Source organism: Arthrobacter terricola (assembly GCF_004354015.1).
GTDB lineage: Bacteria > Actinomycetota > Actinomycetes > Actinomycetales > Micrococcaceae > Arthrobacter > Arthrobacter terricola.
The window spans coordinates 59,771-79,677 of sequence record NZ_SMRU01000017.1 but is presented as its reverse complement, the minus strand read 5'-3'; the positions used below and the strand labels follow the sequence as shown (position 1 = coordinate 79,677).

The 19,907-nt window shown below is 64.3% G+C and carries 20 protein-coding genes; 14 read left to right on the top strand and 6 right to left on the bottom strand.

Annotated elements, in window-relative coordinates; translation table 11 throughout:
- Window positions 1-12: 12 nt before the first annotated feature.
- The 6 genes from E1809_RS15070 (at window position 13) to proC (ending at window position 7,204) form a co-directional block, all read left to right on the top strand.
- Entirely contained in the window at window positions 13-642 is a 630-nt protein-coding gene (locus E1809_RS15070) for an ArsR/SmtB family transcription factor (protein ID WP_133205058.1), read from the top strand.
- Window positions 643-728: 86 nt separating this feature from the next.
- Window positions 729-3,452, top strand: coding sequence for a type I DNA topoisomerase (gene topA, locus E1809_RS15065; protein WP_133205057.1), 2,724 nt, complete (start codon window positions 729-731; stop codon window positions 3,450-3,452).
- 202 nt (window positions 3,453-3,654) lie between these two features.
- Window positions 3,655-4,119, top strand: a complete 465-nt coding sequence (locus E1809_RS15060) for an SseB family protein (protein ID WP_133205056.1) — start codon at window positions 3,655-3,657, stop codon at window positions 4,117-4,119.
- Between the two features lie 71 nt (window positions 4,120-4,190).
- Window positions 4,191-5,258, top strand: a complete 1,068-nt coding sequence (locus E1809_RS15055) for a Ppx/GppA phosphatase family protein (RefSeq protein WP_235835610.1) — start codon at window positions 4,191-4,193, stop codon at window positions 5,256-5,258.
- 1 nt (window position 5,259) lies between these two features.
- Window positions 5,260-6,096, top strand: coding sequence for a sugar phosphate isomerase/epimerase family protein (locus E1809_RS15050; RefSeq protein WP_133205055.1), 837 nt, complete (start codon window positions 5,260-5,262; stop codon window positions 6,094-6,096).
- 277 nt (window positions 6,097-6,373) lie between these two features.
- On the top strand, window positions 6,374-7,204 hold the full coding sequence (proC, locus tag E1809_RS15045) for a pyrroline-5-carboxylate reductase (protein ID WP_133205054.1): 831 nt from the start codon (window positions 6,374-6,376) through the stop codon (window positions 7,202-7,204).
- Between the two features lie 32 nt (window positions 7,205-7,236).
- Here proC and E1809_RS15040 read toward each other — a convergent pair whose 3' ends face one another.
- Complete coding sequence (locus E1809_RS15040) at window positions 7,237-7,875, bottom strand: potassium channel family protein (protein ID WP_205754201.1); 639 nt, start codon at window positions 7,873-7,875, stop codon at window positions 7,237-7,239.
- Between the two features lie 40 nt (window positions 7,876-7,915).
- Window positions 7,916-9,346: a TrkH family potassium uptake protein gene (locus E1809_RS15035; protein ID WP_133205052.1), complete on the bottom strand. Its 1,431-nt coding sequence runs from the start codon at window positions 9,344-9,346 to the stop codon at window positions 7,916-7,918.
- Between the two features lie 111 nt (window positions 9,347-9,457).
- Between E1809_RS15035 and E1809_RS15030 the strand changes: the two genes are divergently transcribed.
- Both E1809_RS15030 and E1809_RS15025 read left to right on the top strand, forming a co-directional pair.
- Window positions 9,458-10,669 (top strand): acetoin utilization protein AcuC, encoded by a 1,212-nt coding sequence (locus E1809_RS15030; protein ID WP_133205051.1) that lies wholly within the window; start codon window positions 9,458-9,460, stop codon window positions 10,667-10,669.
- Between the two features lie 97 nt (window positions 10,670-10,766).
- Complete coding sequence (locus E1809_RS15025) at window positions 10,767-11,354, top strand: ArsR/SmtB family transcription factor (protein ID WP_133205050.1); 588 nt, start codon at window positions 10,767-10,769, stop codon at window positions 11,352-11,354.
- Window positions 11,355-11,378: 24 nt separating this feature from the next.
- Here E1809_RS15025 and E1809_RS15020 read toward each other — a convergent pair whose 3' ends face one another.
- Window positions 11,379-12,698, bottom strand: a complete 1,320-nt coding sequence (locus E1809_RS15020) for an alpha-hydroxy acid oxidase (RefSeq protein WP_285895700.1) — start codon at window positions 12,696-12,698, stop codon at window positions 11,379-11,381.
- 79 nt (window positions 12,699-12,777) lie between these two features.
- Here E1809_RS15020 and E1809_RS15015 point away from each other — a divergent pair, with 79 nt between their 5' ends.
- Window positions 12,778-13,482 (top strand): FadR/GntR family transcriptional regulator, encoded by a 705-nt coding sequence (locus E1809_RS15015; RefSeq protein WP_133205049.1) that lies wholly within the window; start codon window positions 12,778-12,780, stop codon window positions 13,480-13,482.
- On the opposite strand, the gene E1809_RS15010 is transcribed toward E1809_RS15015, so the two are convergent.
- Complete coding sequence (locus E1809_RS15010; protein ID WP_133205048.1) at window positions 13,472-14,488, bottom strand: LacI family DNA-binding transcriptional regulator; 1,017 nt, start codon at window positions 14,486-14,488, stop codon at window positions 13,472-13,474. The two genes, E1809_RS15015 and E1809_RS15010, sit on opposite strands and share 11 nt — an antisense overlap.
- 414 nt (window positions 14,489-14,902) lie before the next feature.
- On the opposite strand from E1809_RS15010, the gene E1809_RS15005 reads away from it, so the two are divergent.
- The 3 genes from E1809_RS15005 (at window position 14,903) to E1809_RS14995 (ending at window position 16,685) form a co-directional block, all read left to right on the top strand.
- On the top strand, window positions 14,903-16,042 hold the full coding sequence (locus E1809_RS15005; protein WP_133205047.1) for a 3-deoxy-7-phosphoheptulonate synthase: 1,140 nt from the start codon (window positions 14,903-14,905) through the stop codon (window positions 16,040-16,042).
- Between the two features lie 159 nt (window positions 16,043-16,201).
- Window positions 16,202-16,414 (top strand): helix-turn-helix domain-containing protein, encoded by a 213-nt coding sequence (locus E1809_RS15000; RefSeq protein WP_133205046.1) that lies wholly within the window; start codon window positions 16,202-16,204, stop codon window positions 16,412-16,414.
- A 172-nt stretch (window positions 16,415-16,586) separates the two neighbouring features.
- Window positions 16,587-16,685 (top strand): 30S ribosomal protein bS22, encoded by a 99-nt coding sequence (locus E1809_RS14995; protein ID WP_003792170.1) that lies wholly within the window; start codon window positions 16,587-16,589, stop codon window positions 16,683-16,685.
- 214 nt (window positions 16,686-16,899) lie between these two features.
- Here E1809_RS14995 and E1809_RS14990 read toward each other — a convergent pair whose 3' ends face one another.
- The gene (locus E1809_RS14990; RefSeq protein ID WP_133205045.1) at window positions 16,900-17,718 is read right to left on the bottom strand and encodes an HAD family hydrolase; all 819 of its coding nucleotides are present in this window, start codon (window positions 17,716-17,718) and stop codon (window positions 16,900-16,902) included.
- 141 nt (window positions 17,719-17,859) lie between these two features.
- Here E1809_RS14990 and E1809_RS14985 point away from each other — a divergent pair, with 141 nt between their 5' ends.
- Window positions 17,860-18,114: a glutaredoxin family protein gene (locus tag E1809_RS14985; RefSeq protein WP_133205044.1), complete on the top strand. Its 255-nt coding sequence runs from the start codon at window positions 17,860-17,862 to the stop codon at window positions 18,112-18,114.
- A gap of 50 nt (window positions 18,115-18,164) precedes the next feature.
- Window positions 18,165-18,872 (top strand): redox-sensing transcriptional repressor Rex, encoded by a 708-nt coding sequence (locus tag E1809_RS14980; RefSeq protein WP_133205043.1) that lies wholly within the window; start codon window positions 18,165-18,167, stop codon window positions 18,870-18,872.
- Between the two features lie 53 nt (window positions 18,873-18,925).
- On the opposite strand, the gene E1809_RS14975 is transcribed toward E1809_RS14980, so the two are convergent.
- Complete coding sequence (locus E1809_RS14975) at window positions 18,926-19,807, bottom strand: hypothetical protein (RefSeq protein WP_133205042.1); 882 nt, start codon at window positions 19,805-19,807, stop codon at window positions 18,926-18,928.
- Window positions 19,808-19,907 lie beyond the last annotated feature (100 nt).

The following is a 19,907-nucleotide window of genomic DNA, read 5'->3' as shown; positions in this document are numbered from 1 at the left end:
TAAGCTGATCCAGTGAATGAATCAAACGGGCTGGCCACCCCGAAACGCCGGCGACGGCCCGAGAAAACGGTGGAGATCACCGACCCCAAAGCCATCCGCGCGCTTGCGCATGCGGCCCGGCTCGAGGTCATCACCGAGCTCTACTCCACGCAACTCAGCCGCACGGCCACCGAGCTGGCAGCCCAGACTGGCCTCACCCCGAGCGCCATGAGCTACCACCTGCGGGCCCTCCAGAAGTGGGGGATCGTCACCGCGGCGGACAATGAAGGCGACGCGCGCGAAAGGCGATGGAAGGCCGCCGGTTCGGACTTCACCATCAAGTCCGGCGGCAACGCGCCCAGCCCGGAGATCGCCGTCGTCGAACTCGAACTGGATGCCTTCCGGCGGAGGGCGACGGCGTTCACTCGGGCCCGCGGCGAGCGGCGGCAGCGCGGCGAGGCCGCGAACGAAGCGGCCGCCATGGTCCTGTCGAGCGATTTGCTGTACCTGACCCCGGACCAGAGGGCGGACCTCAAGGCAAAATTCCAAGAGCTCATCAGGTCATATGAGCTCGAAGATCCCACCCGGATTCCTGAAGACGCGGTGCGGATCGCTACTATGTGGTCGATGATTCCGGATGATCGGACGCCCACCACCACCTAGTCCCTTGGCGCACGATTCTGCAAAATATGGTGAACTAGGCCAGTATGGGCACCAGCCCAAGCATTTCTTTTTTCTGTAGGAGCACCGTGCCCAGCAAGGCAAAAACCGGCAAGAAACTCGTGATCGTGGAGTCTCCGGCCAAGAGCAAGACCATTGCCAAGTACCTTGGCGAAGGCTTCATTGTCGAGGCCTCGATCGGTCATATCCGCGATCTCCCGCAGCCCTCGGATCTCCCTGCAGAACTGAAGAAGACCTCGGTGGGCAAGTTCGCCGTGGACATCGAAAACGACTTCAAGCCGTACTACGTGGTGTCCCCGGACAAGAAGAAAAAGGTTGCCGAACTCAAGGCCCAGCTCAAGGACGCCGACGAACTTTACCTCGCAACAGATGGGGACCGCGAGGGCGAAGCCATCGCGTGGCACCTCCTGGAGGTCCTGAAGCCCAAGGTTCCCGTCTATCGCATGACCTTCGGCGAAATCACGAAGGAAGCCATCCACCGCGCCATGGGCAACCTGCGCGACGTCGACAGCGCCCTCGTGGATGCCCAGGAAACCCGTCGTATCCTGGACCGCCTCTACGGTTACGAGATCTCGCCGGTCCTGTGGCGCAAGGTGGCCCGGGGCCTGTCGGCAGGCCGCGTGCAGTCTGTGGTGACCCGCATGGTGGTGGACCGCGAACGCGAACGCATGGCGTTCAAGGCCGCGTCCTACTGGGACTTGACGGGCCAGTTCGGCACCGAATCCGCGAGCTTCAAAGCGAAATTGGCTGCCGTGGACGGCGCCAAGGTGGCCACCGGCCGTGACTTCAACGACGACGGCGTCCTCACCTCCTCGAACGTGGTTCACCTTAACGAGGAACTCGCGACGTCGTTGGCAGCCGGGCTGGAAAACTCGGACTTCCGCGTCCGCTCGGTGGACACCAAGCCGTACACGCGCCGCCCGGCGGCGCCGTTCACGACGTCGACACTCCAGCAGGAAGCGGGCCGCAAGCTACGCTTCTCTTCCAAGAGCACCATGCAGATCGCCCAGCGCCTGTATGAAAACGGCTACATCACTTATATGCGTACCGACTCGTCGGCGCTGAGCGATGAAGCCCTCACCGCAGCTCGTCGGCAAGCCGCGGAGCTGTACGGCCCCGAGTACGTGCCGCAGTCTCCGCGGGTTTACGCGAACAAGGCGGCCAACGCGCAGGAAGCCCACGAGGCCATCCGTCCCGCCGGTGACTCGTTCCGCACCCCGGCCCAGGTGGCGAGCCAGCTCAGCGGCGACGCCTTCCGGCTCTACGAATTGATCTGGAAGCGGACCATCGCCTCGCAGATGGCCGACGCCAAGGGTTCCACCGCCACCATCCGCCTCGGCGCGGTGGCGAGCGATGGACGCGACGCCGAATTCTCGGCTTCGGGCACGGTCATCACCTTCCCGGGCTTTCTCGCCGCGTACGAAGAGGGCAAGGACGAAAGCCGCGGCGACGACGACTCCGATGAGGCCCGTCGCCTGCCCAACGTGGCAAAGGACGATTCGCTGACCGCTTCGGAGATTGTCGCCGTCGGGCACGAGACTTCACCGCCGCCCCGGTACACGGAAGCGTCGCTCACGGCCGAGTTGGAGAAGCGCGGCATCGGCCGCCCGTCCACGTACGCTTCGACGATCTCCACGATCCAGGACCGCGGCTACGTCCGGAAGCAAGGCTCCGCGCTGGTGCCAAGCTGGATCGCTTTCTCGGTGATCCGGCTCCTCGAGCAGCACTTCCACGACTACGTGGACTACGAGTTCACGGCGGACATGGAAGGCGACCTGGACAAGATCGCCAACGGCCAGGCCATCGGAGCCGCATGGCTCAAGCACTTCTACTACGGCGAAGACGCGGATCCCGGCCTGTTGAGCATCGTCAACAACCTGGGTGAGATCGATGCGCGCGAGATCAACTCCGTACCGATCGCCGAGGGCATTACGCTGCGAGTCGGCAAGTTCGGTCCATACCTGGAAAGCTCCATCCCCACTGTCGACCCCAAGACCGGCGAAGTCGTGGAGTCGGCACGGGCCAACGTACCGGAGGACCTCGCGCCCGATGAGCTCACGGCCGCCAAAGCCGTGGAACTGATGGAAACGGCAGCTCCGGAGGAGCGCGTCCTCGGCGCGGATCCGCACACGGGGCACACCGTCGTCGCGAAGAACGGCCGCTACGGCGCCTACGTTACCGAAATCATCCCCGAGATGACCGACGAACAATTGGCCGCCCTCCCGGTGGAGTACTACAAGAACGGCAAGCCCAAGCCGCCGAAGAAGCCCGTCAAGGCGAAGCCGCGTACCGGTTCGTTGTTCAAGTCCATGGCAGTCGACACCATTTCGCTCGACGAGGCCCTGCAGCTCATGAGCCTCCCACGCGTCCTGGGCGGGGACGCCGAAGGCAACCCGATCACGGTGCAGAACGGACGCTTTGGCCCGTACTTGAAGAAGGGCACCGATTCGCGTTCCATCGCCACGGAAGAGGAGATCTTCACGATCACCCTGGAACAGGCGCTGGAAATCTACTCCCAGCCGAAGCAGCGCGGTGCCCGTGCAGCCGTTCCGCCTCTGGCTGAGTTCGGGCCGGACCCTGTGTCGGAGAAGAACATCGTGGTGAAGGAAGGCCGCTTCGGTCCGTACATCACCGATGGCGTCACGAACATCACCGTTCCGCGTGCAACGTCCTTGGAGGAGCTGACCCGCGAGCAGGCCATCGAACTGCTGGCCGAGAAGCGCGCCAAGGGCCCGGTCAAGCGCACTGCCACCCGCAAGGCGCCGGCCAGGAAAGCACCCGCCAAGAAGTAGTTGTACGGAGCTCCGAACGGGAGCAATCCTCCCCACCGTCTCCCTAGCCTCGCATGCTCGGCCAGGGAACCCTGACGGTGTGGGCCCATGCGTGCTCGCTCGTTCCTCGCTTAGACGCACGCTGCCGGATCACTCCCGTTCGGACTGCCGGTTGGATGGATAGGAATTGCATCAGCCGTGGCACTCGTGATCGAGTGGAAGCATGACTGAACAGCCAACCGCCCAGGAATCGCAGCCGTTGAACGACCTCGAAACCCAACTTGCCAAGGCCGGGCTCCCCGAAGCGAACCCGGTGGACGTCATCTTGTCCTTCCTGAACAACGAGGTCTACATCCTCAGCGCAGACTCCCTGGATGCACCCGATGCCGCCGTCGAACCGCTCATCCTGGCAAACGCCGACGACGAGCCCGTCCTTGCCGTGTTCAGCCACCCGAGTCGGGTTGAGGCGCAGTTCCTCGAAGCTGCTCCGAACGTCCTCGGTACGCGTGGGGCGGCGATCCTGGACAGCATCGGCGATCAGCTTGGCCTCGTGATCAACCCGGGCAGCCAGCACGGCTTCGAAATGGGGCCGGAAGGCATCGCCAAAGTCCGCCGCGACTTCAAACGCGCAGACGAAGCCGACGCCGAGTCCGCTATGGACGCCGCCGCCGACGGCCCCCAGGAATAACCGGCAACCCACTGGCACGAATCGGGAGTCGTACTTGCTTCACATGCTTCGAATCGGGGAATAATGGCAGAATGCGTCTTGGCGTCCTCGACATCGGTTCCAACACCGTCCATTTGCTTTTGGTGGACGCGCACCCGGGCGCACGCCCGGTGGCGTTTGCTTCCCATAAGCGGCCCCTGTCGCTGGTCCAGTTCCTCGACTCTGAAGGCAACATCAACGACGCCGGCCAGCATGAGTTGATCGAGTTCGTCCTCGAAGCATGGGAATTCGCGGCCCGCCACAAGGCCGAGGACCTCCTGGCGTTTTGTACTTCGGCCATCCGGGAAGCCACCAATGGCTCCGAGGTCTTGGCCAGGGTCAAGCACGAGACCACCGTGACCCTGCAGGAACTGACCGGTAGCGAAGAAGCATCAATGACCTTCTTCGCAGTCCGTCGTTGGTACGGCTGGGGTGCCGGCCCGATCCTCAACCTGGACATCGGCGGCGGTTCGTTCGAAATGGCGTTCGGCCAGGACGAACTTCCCGAGCTCGCCGTCTCCGTCCCGCTCGGGGCCAGCAGGTTGACCAGGGACTGGCTGCCCGACGATCCGCCCTCGGCCAAAAGCGTCAAGGAATTGCGCAAGTACGTCCGCCAAACCCTCAAACCGGTGGTGCGGGAATTCAAGCAACTGGGCCGCGCCAATCTGGTGGCGGGAACGTCCAAGTCCTTCCGTTCGCTGGCACGCATCGCCGGCGCCGCCCCGAGCGCGGCGGGCCCGTACGTCAAGCGCGAACTCCACGCCACGGACCTGGGGCTGTGGGCGCAAAGGATGTCGGCCATGACTGTGGAGGACCGCTTGTATCTTCCCGGAGTCTCGGATGCGCGCGCCAGGCAAGTCTTCGCCGGATCCGTGGTGGCCGAAACCGCCTTGGAACTGTTCGAACACCCACGCATGGAAATTTGCCCGTGGGCCTTGCGCGAAGGCTTGATCCTTCGCCGCTTGGACCAATTGATCTTCGACGGCCCGTTGGAACCGGCCCCGCACGTCGGCCTCGGCGGCGCGGTACCGGTGCCCCGCGTGGGCGCCAACATCGGCGCGGCGGCCCCTGAAGCTGCCATGTCCGTCCCGATCCCCACCGCAGGGAGGCAGGCCAACTAAGATGAGCACCGACGTCGAGCACTCCGAAGAAGACATACCGTCGATCCCGGTGGCGCTATCCAGCGCTTCTGTCTATCCGCTCAGCGTCCATGACGCTTTTGCCGTGGCCCAGGACCTCGGGTACGACGGCGTCGAAGTGATGGTGACCAATAACGCCACCAGCCAAAACCCGGATGCGCTCATCCAGTTGAGCCACCGGTACGACCAGCAGATCGTGTCCATCCACGCCCCCACGTTGTTGCTGACGCAGCAGGTGTGGGGTCCGGCGTGGAACAAGATCGAGATGTCCTGCCAGATGGCCCGGGAGGTGGGCTGCAACACCGTGGTGGTCCATCCGCCGTTCCGCTGGCAATCGAACTACGCGGAGAACTTCGCAGCCGGCGTCCGCGAGATCGCCGCGATGTACCAAGTGCACATCGCCGTCGAGAACATGTATCCGTGGCGCGTGCGCGGCCGGGAGGCCTTGGCTTACCTCCCGCACTGGGATCCGGTGGGGCAGGATTACGACGACGTCACGTGGGATTTCTCGCATGCCGCCACTGCGGGGGCGAACAGCCTGGAGGCGGTCCGTGCGCTGGGGAGCAAGCTCCGGCACGTGCACCTCACCGATGGCTCCGGCTCGGGCAAGGACGAGCACCTGATCCCGGGCTACGGGACCCAACGATGCGCCGAGGTCCTGCAGCACCTGGCTTTGAGCGGCTTCGAGGGAGCCGTAGTGGCTGAGATCTCCACGCGCAAGGCGAAGGCCGCGGGGGAGCGCGAAGAGTGGCTTGCCGAGACGCTCCGATTCGCGCGCCAGCACTTGGGCGCCCCGCTCGTGGGCGCCTTCGAGATTTAGGTACCCAAGCAAGCTCACGACGGCGGCCGCGTGCCGCCGTCGAACACTTGCATTAAATGCGAAAGCACCGGTGGCGAATCGGGAAAATGGGGGGAAACCCGTTCGACACCGGTGCTTTGTGGGCGGACATCCCCATGCCCGCCTCATCACTCGCACCCTCAATGAGGTAATAACTAAGTTACGGATCAATGTTGGGCGCAGCCTGCAATAACCTTGTGAACAAGCTGGGAATCCTGGCCCGACTGCGGCGGACGCGTCGAACTGGCATCATGGAGCCATGAGCAACCGAATCGCATTCCTTGGCTGTGGGTCCATGAACGAGGCCATTTTGGGTGGCCTCCTCGCTGCCGGCACGGATCCTTCGGACGTCGTCGCCACCGTGCGCCGCGCTGAAAGGGCCGCCGAACTGGCTGAACGTCACGGCGTCATGGCCATTGCCGGTGTCGAGGAACCGGATAACAACAAACTCGCCACCAAGGGAGCGTCCGTTGTCATCCTCGGCGTCAAGCCTGTGGGAATCGCCGACCTCGCGCGCGAGATTTCCCCGGCGCTCGGCAAGAACACCATTGTGATCAGTGTTGCCGCAGCCGTGTCCATTGCCCAGTTGGAGGCAGCCTTGCCTGCGGGACAGCCGGTCATCCGCACCATGCCCAACACCCCTGCCAAGCTTGGCCGCGGCGTTGTCTCGGTCTCTCCCGGAACCAATTGCACGGATGCACAACTCCAGCAGGCGAAGGACGTCCTCGCGGCCGCAGGCACTGTTGTGGAGATCCCGGAGGAACAAGTGGATGCCTTGTCCGCCATCAGCGGTTCCGGCCCTGCCTACGCGTTCTACCTCGCCGAGGCCATGGCGGCTGCCGGCGTCGAACTCGGCCTGGATCCGGAGCTTTCCCTCAAGATTTCGCGAGAGACGGTTGCAGGTGCCGGTTTCATGCTCGCCGAGCCGGGGGCGGACCCCACAGCCCTCCGCATTGCCGTGACGAGTCCGAACGGCACCACGGAGCGTGCCATCGCGGCCTTCAACGAAGGCGGCATCCCTTCGATCATCGCCGACGGCGCCCGCGCCGCAGCAGCCCGGGCCGCGGAAATCACGAAGCAACTCGGCTAACCCTCTGGAACTCGCCGGGCGGGGCGGGCAGGCTAGGGGCGGGCGGCGAAGCGCTCTAGCAAGTCCACGTGGCCGGACACGATCAGCATGTCGCGGCCGGAAACCTTGGTCTCGGGCCGGGCATACGTGAAGTCCTCGCCAGGGGACTTCACTCCCACGATTGTCACACCGTATTTGGACCGGACCTTGGATTCGTCCAAGGTGAACCCCACGGTCTCCTTGGGCGGATACATTTTCACGATGGCAAAGTCGTCGTCGAACTCGATGAAGTCCAGCATGCGTCCGGACACGAGGTGGGCGGCACGAACACCGGCGTCGGTCTCGGGGTAGATGACGTGGTTGGCGCCGATCCGGGTGAGGATCTTTCCGTGCGAGGGCGTGATCGCCTTGACCCAGAGGTGCTCGATTCCCAGGTCCACGAGGTTCACGGTGATCAGCACTGAGGACTCGATCGACGTTCCCACGCCCACCACGGCGGAGCTGAATTCCTGGGCGCCCAACTGGCGGAGCGCATCGATATTCGTGGCATCGGCTTCCACGACGTGGGTCAGGACGGATGCCCAGGTCTGGACCAGGCTCCGATCCCGTTCGATCGCAAGGACTTCGCGGCCCTGCTTCACGAGCTGTTCCGCGGTGGCTGAACCGAAGCGGCCAAGGCCGATGACCAGCACGGGCGCGTTGTGCGCCGGCCGGTTGGGGGCGCCTGATGTTTTAGCCAATGATCGGCCTTTCTTCGGGGTAGTGATAGAGCTGGCTGCGCTGGCGGAGGGCCAAGGCGGAGGCGAGGGTAATGGTGCCGATGCGGCCCGCGAACATTAGGACCGACAGGACATAAACGCCCGACGGCGGTAGCTCGGCACTGAGGTTCGTGCCGAGGCCGACCGTGGCGAAGGCGGAAATGGTTTCGAACAGGACCCGGTCAAGGGAAGCGCCGCTGATCTGGAGGAGCAGCAGGGCCGAAACGGCAACAAGCGTTGCGCCGGCAACTATCACGGAGATCGCCACCCGCATGGTGCCTTGGGGGATGGTGCGCCCGTAGACCTTCACGTCGGCGTCGCCCCGGGCCTCGGCCGCGATGGCGAGGAACATGACGGCAACCGTTGTCACCTTGATGCCGCCCGCCGTCGACGCCGAACCGCCGCCGGCGAACATCAAGGCGTCGGACAGGAGCCTGGTGGTGGGTTCCATCTGGCCTTGGTCAACCAGGTTGAAGCCGCCGGACCGCGTCATGACAGAGGCGAAGATGGAATGTGTGATCTTGTCGCCAAGGCTCATGTTGGCAATGGTGCGGGTGTTGTCCCACTCCATCAGGCCCCAAAGCGCAGCGCCGGCAACCAGGAGGATCAGGGAAACCTGAATGGTCAGCTTGGCGTGCAGGTTCCACTTTTTCCAGTTCAGGCCGTTCTGCTGAAGCACGAGCACAACGGGGAAGCCGAGGCTTCCAAAGAATACGCCGACCATGAGGGGAACGAGGATCCACAAGTCTGTCTCGTAGGGCACGATTCCGTCGGAGTGCGGGGTGAAACCGGCGTTGTTGAACGAGGAAATCGAGTAGAACACGCCGTGCCAGACGGCCATCCAGAAGTTTTCACCCAAGATGATGAACCGCGGTATCAGGGCCAGGGCGAGGAAGGCTTCGATCACCACGGACGTCGTGATGACGATGCGGAGCAGGGTACCCACTTCGCCGAGCCGGCCGGCATTCATGGCTTCCTGGGCGATGAGCTTGCCCCGGACGCCGAGTCGCTTGCTGACCATGAGCGCGAGGATCGAGGCGAGGGTCAGGGTTCCCAAACCGCCCACGAAGATGCCCACGAGGATGACGAGTTGGCCGAAGAATGTCCAGTGGGCCGCCGTCGAGACCACCGTCAGGCCGGTGACGCACACCGACGAGACGGCGGTGAACAACGCCTGGTGGAGGGGTGTGACTGATCCGTCCACCGAGGCTGCGGGGAGGGAGAGCAATCCAGTGAACAGGAAGATCGCGAGGCCGAACGCCGTGAGCGCCAGACGCGCCGGTGAGGTGTTGGCGATGTTGTCGATAAAGTCACGGATACCCGTGAAGATCCACAGGCCTCCCCGTTCCGGCTGGACGGATTGCCAGCTGGCCGGGTCCGCGGACCTCGACTGGCTCTGAGTCATGGCAGTGCTGTTCGCTTCTGGTCGATTGATTCTGCTTTCTTGAGTAGTAAACCACTAAAGTACAGCCGGGACGGGGCCGACAGCCCTCGTCGCTCGGGTAGCCTGTCATTGATGACTTCCTGGTCCGGCCTCCATCCGTCCGCGCTGCCAACGACCGTCGCGTGGGATCCCGCCATGACTGCGTACAATTTCGGCCCCTCGCACCCTATGGCCCCTGAGCGCCTCGAACTGACCGCCAGACTCGCAAGGGCGCTCGGACTGTTCGATTTGGCACATGTGTCTGTGGAGGCACCAAGCCTCGCGTCCGACGTCGAACTCCAGGCCGTCCACAGCGCCGAATATGTCGCCGCGGTGCGGCGCGTCAGTGCGGACCCGACGACGCCGGAACCGGACCGCGGGCTGGGCACCGAGGACGACCCCGCATTCGCCGGAATGCACGAGGCGAGTGCCCGGCTCGCGGGCGGTTCGCTGCTGGCCGCCGAAGCGGTTCTGTCCGGGACGGCCGTGCGGGCCGTCAATTTCGGTGGTGGCCTGCATCACGCCGCGCGTGACCGGGCCAGCGGCTTCTGCATTTATAACGACGCCGCCCTCGCCGTCCAGAGGCTGCTCGACGGCGGCGTCGCGAGAGTCGCGTACATCGACGTGGACGCCCACCATGGCGACGGCACCCAGAGCATTTTCTGGAACGACCCCCGGGTCTTGACGATCTCCCTGCATGAAAGCGGGATCTCGCTGTTTCCCGGGACGGGCTTCGCGAACGAGATCGGAGGTCCGGACGCCCTGGGTACAGCCGTGAACGTGGCGTTGCCTGCGTGGACCGGAGACGCCGGGTGGCTGCGGGCGTTCCATGCCGTGGTGCCCCAGCTCGTGCAGGCTTTCGAACCCGAGGTCATCGTGAGCCAGCACGGTTGCGACTCCCACAAGCTCGACCCCCTCACGCACCTCAACCTCAGCGTGGACGGGCAGCGCGAAGCCGCCAACGCCGTCGCGGGCCTTGCTGCCAGGTTCTGCGAGAACCGCTGGATCGCCACCGGGGGAGGCGGTTACGACATCACCGGAGTGGTGCCGCGGACCTGGAGCCACCTGATCGGCATAGTGGCCCAGCATCCCGTGCAGTTGTCCGCCCCGGTCCCGCAGGAATTCCGCAGCTATGTCCGTGAACGTTACGGGGAATCGGCGCCTGAGTTGATGGGCGATGGCGTGGATACGTGGTGGCGTTCGTGGGAAGTGGGATACGACCCCGCCGACGCTGTGGACCGCACGGTCATCGCCACCCGCAAGGAAATCTTCCCGTATTACGGGCTCGATCCGTGGTTCGACTAGCTCGACTACGCAGGCTCCCGGAGCGGTGTATTCACTTACGGGTACCTACTCGAAATAGTTGATGCCTTTTGGCGTATATGTCGCTAGGGTGGGTGTCATGGTGACTGACGACGTATTTGCCGTCATTGCGGAGGCAACCAGGCGAGACATCCTGGTTTCACTCCGCTCCGGCGACAAAGCTGTGGGGGAACTGGTGGAAGAGCTCGAAGCGAGCCAGCCCACCATTTCGAAGCATTTGAAAGTGCTCCGCGAGGCAGATCTCGTCAGCATGCGCGCCCAAGGGCAAAAGCGCTACTACACCTTGAATCCGAAGCCGCTCGCCGGCGTCGCCAGCTGGTTGGCGACGTTCGACGTCGGCTCGGCCAAGCCTGCCGTCGAAGCACCCGCTCCGGAGTCCATTTCCCGCTCGCGGAGTGTCGCGCACCCGGGCGTTTCCGCTCACAGTCCCAGCCGCAAGGCGCACACCCAGCCCGACGGAGAGCCGCTGGTCGCGCTTCCGGCGGCCACCGCCGTCGGGCGCTTGGCTGATGCGGCCCCTGTCGCCGTCGAACTTCCGGCGGGGGCTGACGATACCGTTCCGCAACAGATCGGTCGCACAGTGGGCCGCGCCGCCACGAAGGCCGCGGACCTCCTGGCCAACCTCCCGAACCTTCCCACCCTGCCGAAGTTCGGCCGGAAGAAGTAACCCCTCAGCCTCCGGAGGAGGGGGCTACTTGTTCAGGAGCCGCACGTGGTCCGGGTTGAGTTCCGAGAGCTTGGTGACCCCCAGCAAGGCCATGGTGCGGGCCATGTCCTTTTCCAGGATCTGGATGGTGCGGTCCACGCCGGCCCGGCCACCTGCCATGAGTCCGTAGAGGTAGGCGCGGCCGATCAACGCGAAGTCAGCGCCGAGGGCCAATCCCGCGATGATGTCGGCCCCGCTCATGATGCCGGTGTCCAGGATGATCGCGGCGTCGCTGTTGTCCGCGGCCAGCGCGGCAGCGACGTCGGGGACGAGGTGCAAGGGGATGGGCGCCCGGTCCAGTTGGCGGCCACCGTGGTTGGAAATGACCACGCCGTCCGCACCGTGATCCACTACCTTGCGCGCGTCCTCGACAGTCTGGATGCCCTTGACCACGAGCTTTCCCTTCCAGGTTTCGCGCAGCCAGTCAAGGTCGTCGAAGGTCAGGGTGGGATCGAACATCGAGTTGATGAGGTCTGCCACTGTGCCGGTGTAGCGCGAGAGCGAGGCGAACGTCAGCGGCTCGTGCGTGAGGAAGTTGAACCACCAGGCGGGACGGTACGACGCGTCCAGGACGGTCTTCACGGTCAGTGCCGGGGGAATGGTCATACCGTTACGCACGTCCCGCAGGCGGGCGCCCGCGACGGCGGTGTCCACCGTGACCATGAGGGTATCGTTTCCAGCCTTGGCGGCGCGCTCGATGAGTTCCAGCGAGCGGTCCCGGTCCGTCCACAAGTACAGCTGGAACCAGTTCCGCCCGTTCGGCGCGGCCGCCGCCACGTCCTCGATGGAAGCGGTCCCCATGGTGGACAGCGTGTATGGAATGCCGGCGGCCTCGGCGGCTTGCGAGCCGGCGTACTCACCTTCGGACTGCATCATGCGCGTGAAGCCGGTGGGCGCGATGCCGAATGGGAGGGCGGATTCCTTGCCGAGGATGTCGGTGCGGAGATCGATGCTGGAGACGTCCCGCAGGATGCCCGGGCGGAATTCAATGTCCTCGAAAGCCTGGCGTGCGCGTCGCAGGGTGATTTCCGCTTCGGCGGCGCCGTCGGTGTAGTCGAACGGTGCCTGGGGCGTGCGGCGCTTGGCAAGGTCGCGGAGTTCCCAGATGGTGGAGGCGCGTCGAAGCCTGGCGGCGTTGCTGAATTCCGGCTTCTTGAACTTCATGAGCGGGGCGAGGTCCGAGTATTTGGGGACCCGGCGCTTGAGCGCGGGAGGGAGCCCGACGACGGCGGCACGGGGCTGCGGGCTGGGCGCGGCGGGGGTGCCGCCAGTGTGAGTGGGGGCGGGCTGGGCGGTCTGCGTCATGGTGGTCTCCGGAGTTGCAACGTGTGGTTGGACCACACTCTATTCCATGTGGTCCAACCACATCAACTACTATTTATCCATGAGAACGCACGAGCTCGTCCTGGCGTGGATCGAGAAGCAACTGTCCGATGGCCACTTGGTCCTCGGCGGACGCCTTCCCGCGGAACGTGCGCTGGCCGAAAAACTGGAAGTCTCGCGGACTTCGGTGCGGGAGGCCATCAGGATCCTCGAGGCAATGGGCGTGGTACGGGCAGGTGTCGGCTCCGGGAAGGATGCCGGAACCATCGTGATCGCGGAACCGGGAACAGCCCTTGGTTCCGCGCTGCGCCTGCACGTCGCCACGCAGCATTTGCCGGTGGCGGACATCGTCCAGACCCGCATCCTGCTCGAATCCTGGGCGGTTTCCCGTGCCCGCGCCGACGCCCCGGAACTGTTGGAAGCCGGAAGGCTCCTGGACCGGATGGACGCGAGCACCGCCGTCGACGACTTCCTCGCACTGGACGTCGCCTTCCATCTGGCGCTGGCCGAAGCCGCGGGGAATGCCGTGGTGAGCACCATCATGGGTTCGTTGCGCGAAGCGATCGAGGGCTACGCGGCTGCCCTCACCTTAAACCTGCCCGACTGGGACAGCACGGCGGACCGCTTGCGGCGCGAGCACCGCGCCATCCTGGCGGCCGTGAACCATCACGACGGCGGCCGGGCGGCTGAGCTGGTGGCGGCCCATATCGAGGGGTACTACCGGGAGGCCGGACTAGGGCAGGATCCTGCGGAAACTACCGCGTGACCGGTGGGGCCGTGCTGCCCCTGAGTTCGATCCGCGGCGGGAAGTAGTTGGTGGGGGTCGCGGCGTCATTGCTCTGTATCTGGTCCCGCATGCGGCGCCACGCAAGGTCACCGAGGTCCGAGATGGGCACAGCGGCGGTGGTCAAGGGCGGCATCGTATACCGGGCGAAAGGCATGTCGTCGAAGCCTGTGAGGGACAGGTCTTCCGGCACGCGGATTCCGCGTTCATTCAGGCCGCTGAGGAGGCCCATGGCCGCGACGTCGTTGAACACGAGGATTCCTGTGGCCCCGCATGCGGCGACGACGTCGCTCGACTCGAATCCGGCGTCGTACGTGTTTCCTCCGGGCAAATACTGGAGGTCGATGTCTGGATAGTCCAGCTTGAAATTCTCGAGGCCCCGGAGCCGCTGGACGTTAGAGGCGCTGCGGTCCGGGCCGGTCAGGTAAGCGAGCTTGCGGTGCCCTAGCTCAACGAGGTGGGCTGCGAGCTCCTGGATTCCCTTGCCGTAGTCCACCACGAGGCTTGGCGTGGGGACGGAATCGGTGGTCCGGTTGATGAGGACGAGCGGATGGAGCGTGGGGGCGAGTTCCTCAAGTTCGGCGTCGCTCATCCGGGGAGCGCAAAGCACCACGCCGTCGCAGCGACGCCTGGCTTCGCTGGCGAGGATGGCCTCTTCGCTCCTGACCTCGGAGGAATCGGCGATCAGGACACGGTACCCATCGCGGGCGGCGGCGATGCTGAGCCCGCGGAGGATGGCTTGGAACGTGGGGTTGGACAAGTCGGGAACCACGATGCCGATGGTGTCCGTCTTTCCCAGGGCAAGGCTTCGGCCCACGGGATTCGGCTTGTACTTCAGTTCCTTGGCCGCGGCGCGGACGCGCTCGGCGATAACGGCGTCCACCGTGGTGTTACCGTTCATGACGCGGGAAACGGTGGCATGCGAGACGCCGGCCATGGATGCGACATCTGCGATGCCCACCCGCCGCGTCGTTGCCCTGCCTGCCATGGTTTCCTTTCCGGAAGGCCGTTGCCGCGCCCGGATCAGGGCCGCGGCGACTTTTGTTCTGACATGAGTTTATAGCCCGCCGGGAAACGTTTTCCCTTGATGTCGTTGCATTTCGCAACCGATACCGCTGTTCAGGACTCCACAATGCGCCACGCGGCGTACGCGAGCCAGAGCTCAGCCAGGTCGGAGCCTACGCGGCCGCGATTTTGCGGGGAGCAATGCCGGGCGCTATGGTGTGCCTATGACTAAGCGTTGGTATGCGTATTTTTCGTTGGCTCTGGAGGGGCCCGCGTCTAACTGACACGCATCCAACTTTCCTTCAGAGCCAACAGGGCAGAGATCATTCTCTGCCCTTCGCCATTTCCAGGCGGGCTCTGAGCAGGGTCCGCTCCTCTTCAGGACAGGACCCCTTTCATGACCAGCATCGCCGCAGAGCCCGACACACACCGCCTCGACGAAAACGCGGCAGCGCAATCGACGTCGAACCTGCGCGTCAGCCGCTTCGAACCGCTGCCGTCCCCACAGGAGCTCATTGCCGAACTGCCGCTGGATGCGAAGTCTTCTGCCGTCGTCGAACGCGGACGCGACGGAGTGCGCGCCATCATGGACGGCGTGGATGACCGCCTCCTGGTCATCGTGGGCCCATGCTCCATCCACGATCCGAAGGCCGGCCTGGAATACGCCCGCCGGCTGGTCAGCCAGGCCGAGCGGCACAAGGAAGACCTCCTGATCGTCATGAGGGCCTACTTCGAGAAGCCGCGCACCACCGTCGGCTGGAAGGGCCTCATCAACGATCCCCACCTTGACGGCAGCCACGACATCGCCGCGGGTCTGCGTGCCGCTCGCGGCTTCCTCCGACAGGTCACGGCCCTCGGCCTGCCGACGGCTACTGAATTCCTTGAGCCCATCAGTCCCCAGTACATGGCCGACCTCGTGGCTTGGGGCGCCATCGGAGCCCGCACCACGGAAAGCCAGATCCACCGCCAGCTCGCGTCCGGGCTTTCCATGCCGATCGGCTTCAAGAACGGGACCGACGGCGACCTCCAGGTGGCGATCGATGCTTGCGGTGCGTCCGCGGCGCCCCAAGCGTTCCTCGGGATCGACGGCGACGGCCGGGCCGCCCTCGTGGCGACCGCCGGCAACCCGGATACCCACGTGATCCTGCGAGGCGGACGCAAGGGCCCCAACTACTCCGCCGACGACGTCGCCGCGGCCTCGGAGAAACTCTCAGTGAAGGGGCTGAACCCGCGGCTGATCGTCGATGCGAGCCATGCCAACAGCGGCAAGAGCCACCACCGCCAAGCGGAAGTCGCCTTGGAAATCGGCGCGCAGCTGGAAGCGGATCCGACGACGGCGATTGCCGGCGTCATGCTGGAGAGCTTCCTTGTGGGCGGGGCGCAGAACCTCGACGTCGAGCGGCAGGTCCTGGGCGACCAGCCGCTCGTGTACGGCCAAAGCGTCACTGACGCCTGCATGGAATGGGACGTGACGGTGTCCGTCCTGGACCAACTCGCGGCATCTTCGCGGAAGCGCCGTTTGGGAGCCGCTGCCTAGCGATTCCGATCTGCGGACTCTCGGCCGAAAGACTTTCACTTTGGTACCAGCAGCCTCTAGAGTATCTAGCACATGGTTGTTTGATGGCTCAGCATCGGCACACCAGGTTATGAATGCTGGGGTTCGCCGTCTATCGCTGAGAGCAAAGGAATATGGAGAATGTCCGCAGAGACTAACTTCTCGAACGCGCGGTTCATGACCGTGGCTGAGGTTGCCGAAGTCCTCCGGGTTTCCAAAATGACCGTGTACCGCCTGGTCCACTCCGGTGACATGCCGGCCGTCCGTTTCGGGCGGTCATTCCGTGTCCCCGAAGAAGCAGTTGACCAGTACCTCAAGGGTGCAGTGGTCGACGGAAACTCGGAGACCGCTTAGGTCCTGCTGGTTCCCGGCCGGGCCAACGGTCATTGGGTGCCCTCGATAGGCGGTACCCTGTTAAGGAACGTTTTACGTCATTGTAAGAATCTGTCAGTTGTTTAGTCTGCTGCTCTGTCCGCGGACCTTTTCCAACAGACAGGACCTTTCATCTAGTTGGTAAGGAACTTTCGTGGGTTCAGTTATTAAGAAGCGCCGCAAGCGTATGGCCAAGAAGAAGCACCGCAAGCTGCTTCGCAAGACTCGCCACCAGCGCCGCAACAAGAAGTAGGAATACTTCACAAAGCGTAAATGCCCGTCGCCTTCTGAGGCGGCGGGCATTTTTGCGTGGCGACGCGGGGCTGGCGTGGCGACGCGGGGCTTGGCTTCGCGACGCCGATGTTGGCTGGCGAAGCGGAGAATGACTTTCGACACGGGAATTCCCTGGCGCGAAAGGCATTCTTGGCGTCGCGAAACCGGATGCGCGTCGCGAGGAGGAGCGAAGGCTAGAGGCGTGGCCCGCGGAATTTCGAGAACCCGCGCCACAATCCATACACCGCGCCGCCCACGGTGGCAGCCTTGAGGCCGAAGGTGGCGGCGCGTCGGCCTGAGCGGAAGTCGTAGACGGGCCAGTTGTTCTCCCTGGCATGGCGGCGCAGTCGGGCATCGGGATTGATGCACACAGGGTGGCCTACCAGGGTCAGCAGGGGGATATCGTTGTGCGAATCGCTGTATGCCCAGCAGCGTGTGAGATCCAGGCCATCCCGGTCCGCGACACCCTGCACCGCAACTGCCTTGGCGGTTCCGTGCAGGATTTCGCCCACAAGCTTGCCGGTAAAGGCGCCGTCTTTGATTTCACCCACGGTGCCCAGGGCGCCCGTCAGGCCAAGGCGGGTGGAAATCACGCTGGCAACCTCGATCGGAGTGGCGGTCACCAGCCAGACTTTCCGCCCGACGCGCAGGTGCTGTTCGGCCAAAGCCTTGGTTCCCGGCCAGATCCTGGACTCGATCATTTCGTCGTAGACTTCTTCGCCCAGCGCCGTAATTTCGGAAACTTTGATCCCGGCCGCGAGGGTCAGGGCAGAATCCCGAACCGCATGGACGTCCTCCATGTTTTCGCCACGCAAGATGAACTTGAATTGTTTCCATGCGAAGCCGGCGGCCTGGGTGAGCGTGAACGCCTTCCGCTCGTACATCTTCCGGGCCACATGGAAGAGGCTGGCGCCCTTCATCAGCGTGTTATCGACGTCGAAGAATGCGGCTTCGCCGTGTTGCTGCGTGGCAGCCGGCACAGTGGCCACAGCGGTGTTCTTCTCGTCGGGCATGCCACGAGTCTAGTCACTTGCCCGGCCCGCTGCCGTCCAGCGTGGTCGCGTCGGACTTTTTGAACAGAGCCCGACGGCGGCCTGGCCGCCTGGCGTGCGGCCGTGTTCGACGCTGGCGCAACGCCCGGTTACCTTTGAAACATGCCACATCCCGACGTTGTACTCCTCACCAAGGCTGACTGCCACCTGTGCACCGCGGCGCGTGCCGCCGTCGAGCGCGTCACATCCAGCCTCGGGCTTGGGTGGACTGAACAGTCCATCGACGCGGACCCGGCACTTCGCGAGCAGTACGCGGAAGAGATTCCGGTGGTTTTCGTCGACGGAATCCAGCGCGATTTTTGGAAAATCGATGAGGCGCGATTGGAGAGGGTGCTCAAGAAGGCCTTGGCCGCCTAAACATGCGCCCGGTGCTTTGTTGGCAATAGAGTGGGAAACAAAGCAACGCAATGGAGAAGAACGTGACTGCGCTGGAACCGTCCGCCGAGGCTGTGCCCGGGGACAAGGACTCTGCTTCCAAGCAGATACCGCCCGCGGCCGTGGCCCGGATGACGCTCTATTTGCGCGCGCTGAATTCGCTCCTTGCCGAAGGTGTTGAGCGTGTTTCTTCCGATGCGTTGGCGGAAGCGTCCGGCGTGAGTTCGTCCACTCTTCGCAAGGACCTCTCATATGTCGGATCGTATGGAACCCGCGGCGTGGGATATGAGGTCCAGTACCTGAGCCGGCACATCGCGGCCGCGCTCGGCCTCACGCACGACTGGAAGGTCGCAATCGTAGGCGCCGGTAACCTGGGCAAGGCGCTGGCCCGGTACGGGGGATTCGAGTCGCGGGGTTTCGACGTCGTCGCGATCCTTGACGCGGACCCCATGGTCATCGGGAACGAAGTCGGGTGGTTGCGGGTCAGCGACGCCGCGAACCTCGAATTGGTCCTGCAGCGGACCGGCACCAACATGGTGGTCCTGGCGTTGCCCGCCGCGGTTGCCCAGGACGTTTGTGACAGGGTCATCAATGCCGGCATCCGCAGCATCCTCAGTTTCGCCCCCGTGCTACTCCAAGTCCCGCCGCACGTGAACCTGCGCAAAGTGGACATGGCCACCGAACTGCAGATCCTCGCCTATCACGCACAACGGGCGCAGACCCCGGGCCAGGCGCTCTAGGGCCAAGCCGGGACTGCGCCCGTGTTCGCGTTCTTTCCAGGCTTCGAGGATGCCTAGCGGCCGTACGGACCCTGTCCGTAGGGGTTGGCGAATGGTTGCGCTTTCCGGAAGTACGGTGCAGAGCCCGGCAGGTACAGCAGGACGATCGCGGCGACGCCCAAGAGGATCGTGATGGTGCCCAATCCGAGCTGCGTTAGTCCAAACAGCGAAAGAGCGGCGAAAACGGTCCCAAGGATGCGGGCCCAGTTCTTGCCCTTGCGCACCTTGAACGCAACCAGGGCGTAGAGCCCGGCGAAGATCACTGAGAAAATGACGGTGACGGTGGTGATGATGCCAATAATGCTGCTGGTGTCCACGCCGGAGGTACTGGTGCCGCGAGCGGACAGGGCTTGGTCGATCATGCTCTTGCCCTCAGGGGAGTTGAAGACCGCTATTTCGAACGGAATTCCGATCAGCGTCAGGACGCCGGCCGCGATGATGAGCCAGAAGGAGATGTTCACGAGCTGAGGCAGGCCGGACGTCTGGGCCGGCATTTGGCTCGGCCACGGGGCCCCCTGGCCGTACTGTCCACCCTGGCCATATTGGGGCGCGGACGGCTGTCCGCCTTGGCCGTACGGTGCACCTTGACCGTATGGAGCACCCTGGCCATATTGGGGAGCCGACGGCTGGCCAAATTGGGGAGCCTGCTGGCCGTATTGGGGCTGGCCCGAGGACTGCTGGCCGTATGGCGACTGCTGGCCGTACTGCGGGGCCTGCTGCCCGTACTGGGGTGCTTGTTGCCCATACTGGGGAGCTTGCTGGCCGTACTGCGGGGCGGAAGGTTGCCCGTTCTGCGGAGTCTGTTGCCCATTCTGCGGTGCCTGTTGGCCGTATTTCGGCTGCTCGGGCTCAGGGTTCTCGCCCGGAGTGGACGGCGGATACGGAGGGGTGCTCATGGCATTCCTTTGCATGTCGACTGCAGATACGGCTGCCGGGTGCACGTGCCCTGCCCCCAGCTCGGCTTAAGTCCACCGTACCCCGGGGGCAGAGCACGCG

What these genes read in the sequence shown, in the direction of transcription:
- E1809_RS15020 (WP_285895700.1), bottom strand. Translation starts at nt 12,698, where the DNA reads ATGACGCAGACCGCCCAGCCCGCCCCCACTCACACTGGCGGCACCCCC.
- proC (WP_133205054.1), top strand. Translation starts at nt 6,374, where the DNA reads ATGAGCAACCGAATCGCATTCCTTGGCTGTGGGTCCATGAACGAGGCC.
- E1809_RS15055 (WP_235835610.1), top strand. Translation starts at nt 4,191, where the DNA reads ATGCGTCTTGGCGTCCTCGACATCGGTTCCAACACCGTCCATTTGCTT.
- E1809_RS15050 (WP_133205055.1), top strand. Translation starts at nt 5,260, where the DNA reads ATGAGCACCGACGTCGAGCACTCCGAAGAAGACATACCGTCGATCCCG.
- E1809_RS14985 (WP_133205044.1), top strand. Translation starts at nt 17,860, where the DNA reads ATGCCACATCCCGACGTTGTACTCCTCACCAAGGCTGACTGCCACCTG.
- E1809_RS15060 (WP_133205056.1), top strand. Translation starts at nt 3,655, where the DNA reads ATGACTGAACAGCCAACCGCCCAGGAATCGCAGCCGTTGAACGACCTC.
- E1809_RS14980 (WP_133205043.1), top strand. Translation starts at nt 18,165, where the DNA reads ATGGAGAAGAACGTGACTGCGCTGGAACCGTCCGCCGAGGCTGTGCCC.
- E1809_RS15030 (WP_133205051.1), top strand. Translation starts at nt 9,458, where the DNA reads ATGACTTCCTGGTCCGGCCTCCATCCGTCCGCGCTGCCAACGACCGTC.
- E1809_RS14975 (WP_133205042.1), bottom strand. Translation starts at nt 19,807, where the DNA reads ATGAGCACCCCTCCGTATCCGCCGTCCACTCCGGGCGAGAACCCTGAG.
- E1809_RS15015 (WP_133205049.1), top strand. Translation starts at nt 12,778, where the DNA reads ATGAGAACGCACGAGCTCGTCCTGGCGTGGATCGAGAAGCAACTGTCC.
- E1809_RS15010 (WP_133205048.1), bottom strand. Translation starts at nt 14,488, where the DNA reads ATGGCAGGCAGGGCAACGACGCGGCGGGTGGGCATCGCAGATGTCGCA.
- E1809_RS15005 (WP_133205047.1), top strand. Translation starts at nt 14,903, where the DNA reads ATGACCAGCATCGCCGCAGAGCCCGACACACACCGCCTCGACGAAAAC.
- E1809_RS14990 (WP_133205045.1), bottom strand. Translation starts at nt 17,718, where the DNA reads ATGCCCGACGAGAAGAACACCGCTGTGGCCACTGTGCCGGCTGCCACG.
- E1809_RS15025 (WP_133205050.1), top strand. Translation starts at nt 10,767, where the DNA reads ATGGTGACTGACGACGTATTTGCCGTCATTGCGGAGGCAACCAGGCGA.
- E1809_RS15035 (WP_133205052.1), bottom strand. Translation starts at nt 9,346, where the DNA reads ATGACTCAGAGCCAGTCGAGGTCCGCGGACCCGGCCAGCTGGCAATCC.
- E1809_RS15000 (WP_133205046.1), top strand. Translation starts at nt 16,202, where the DNA reads ATGTCCGCAGAGACTAACTTCTCGAACGCGCGGTTCATGACCGTGGCT.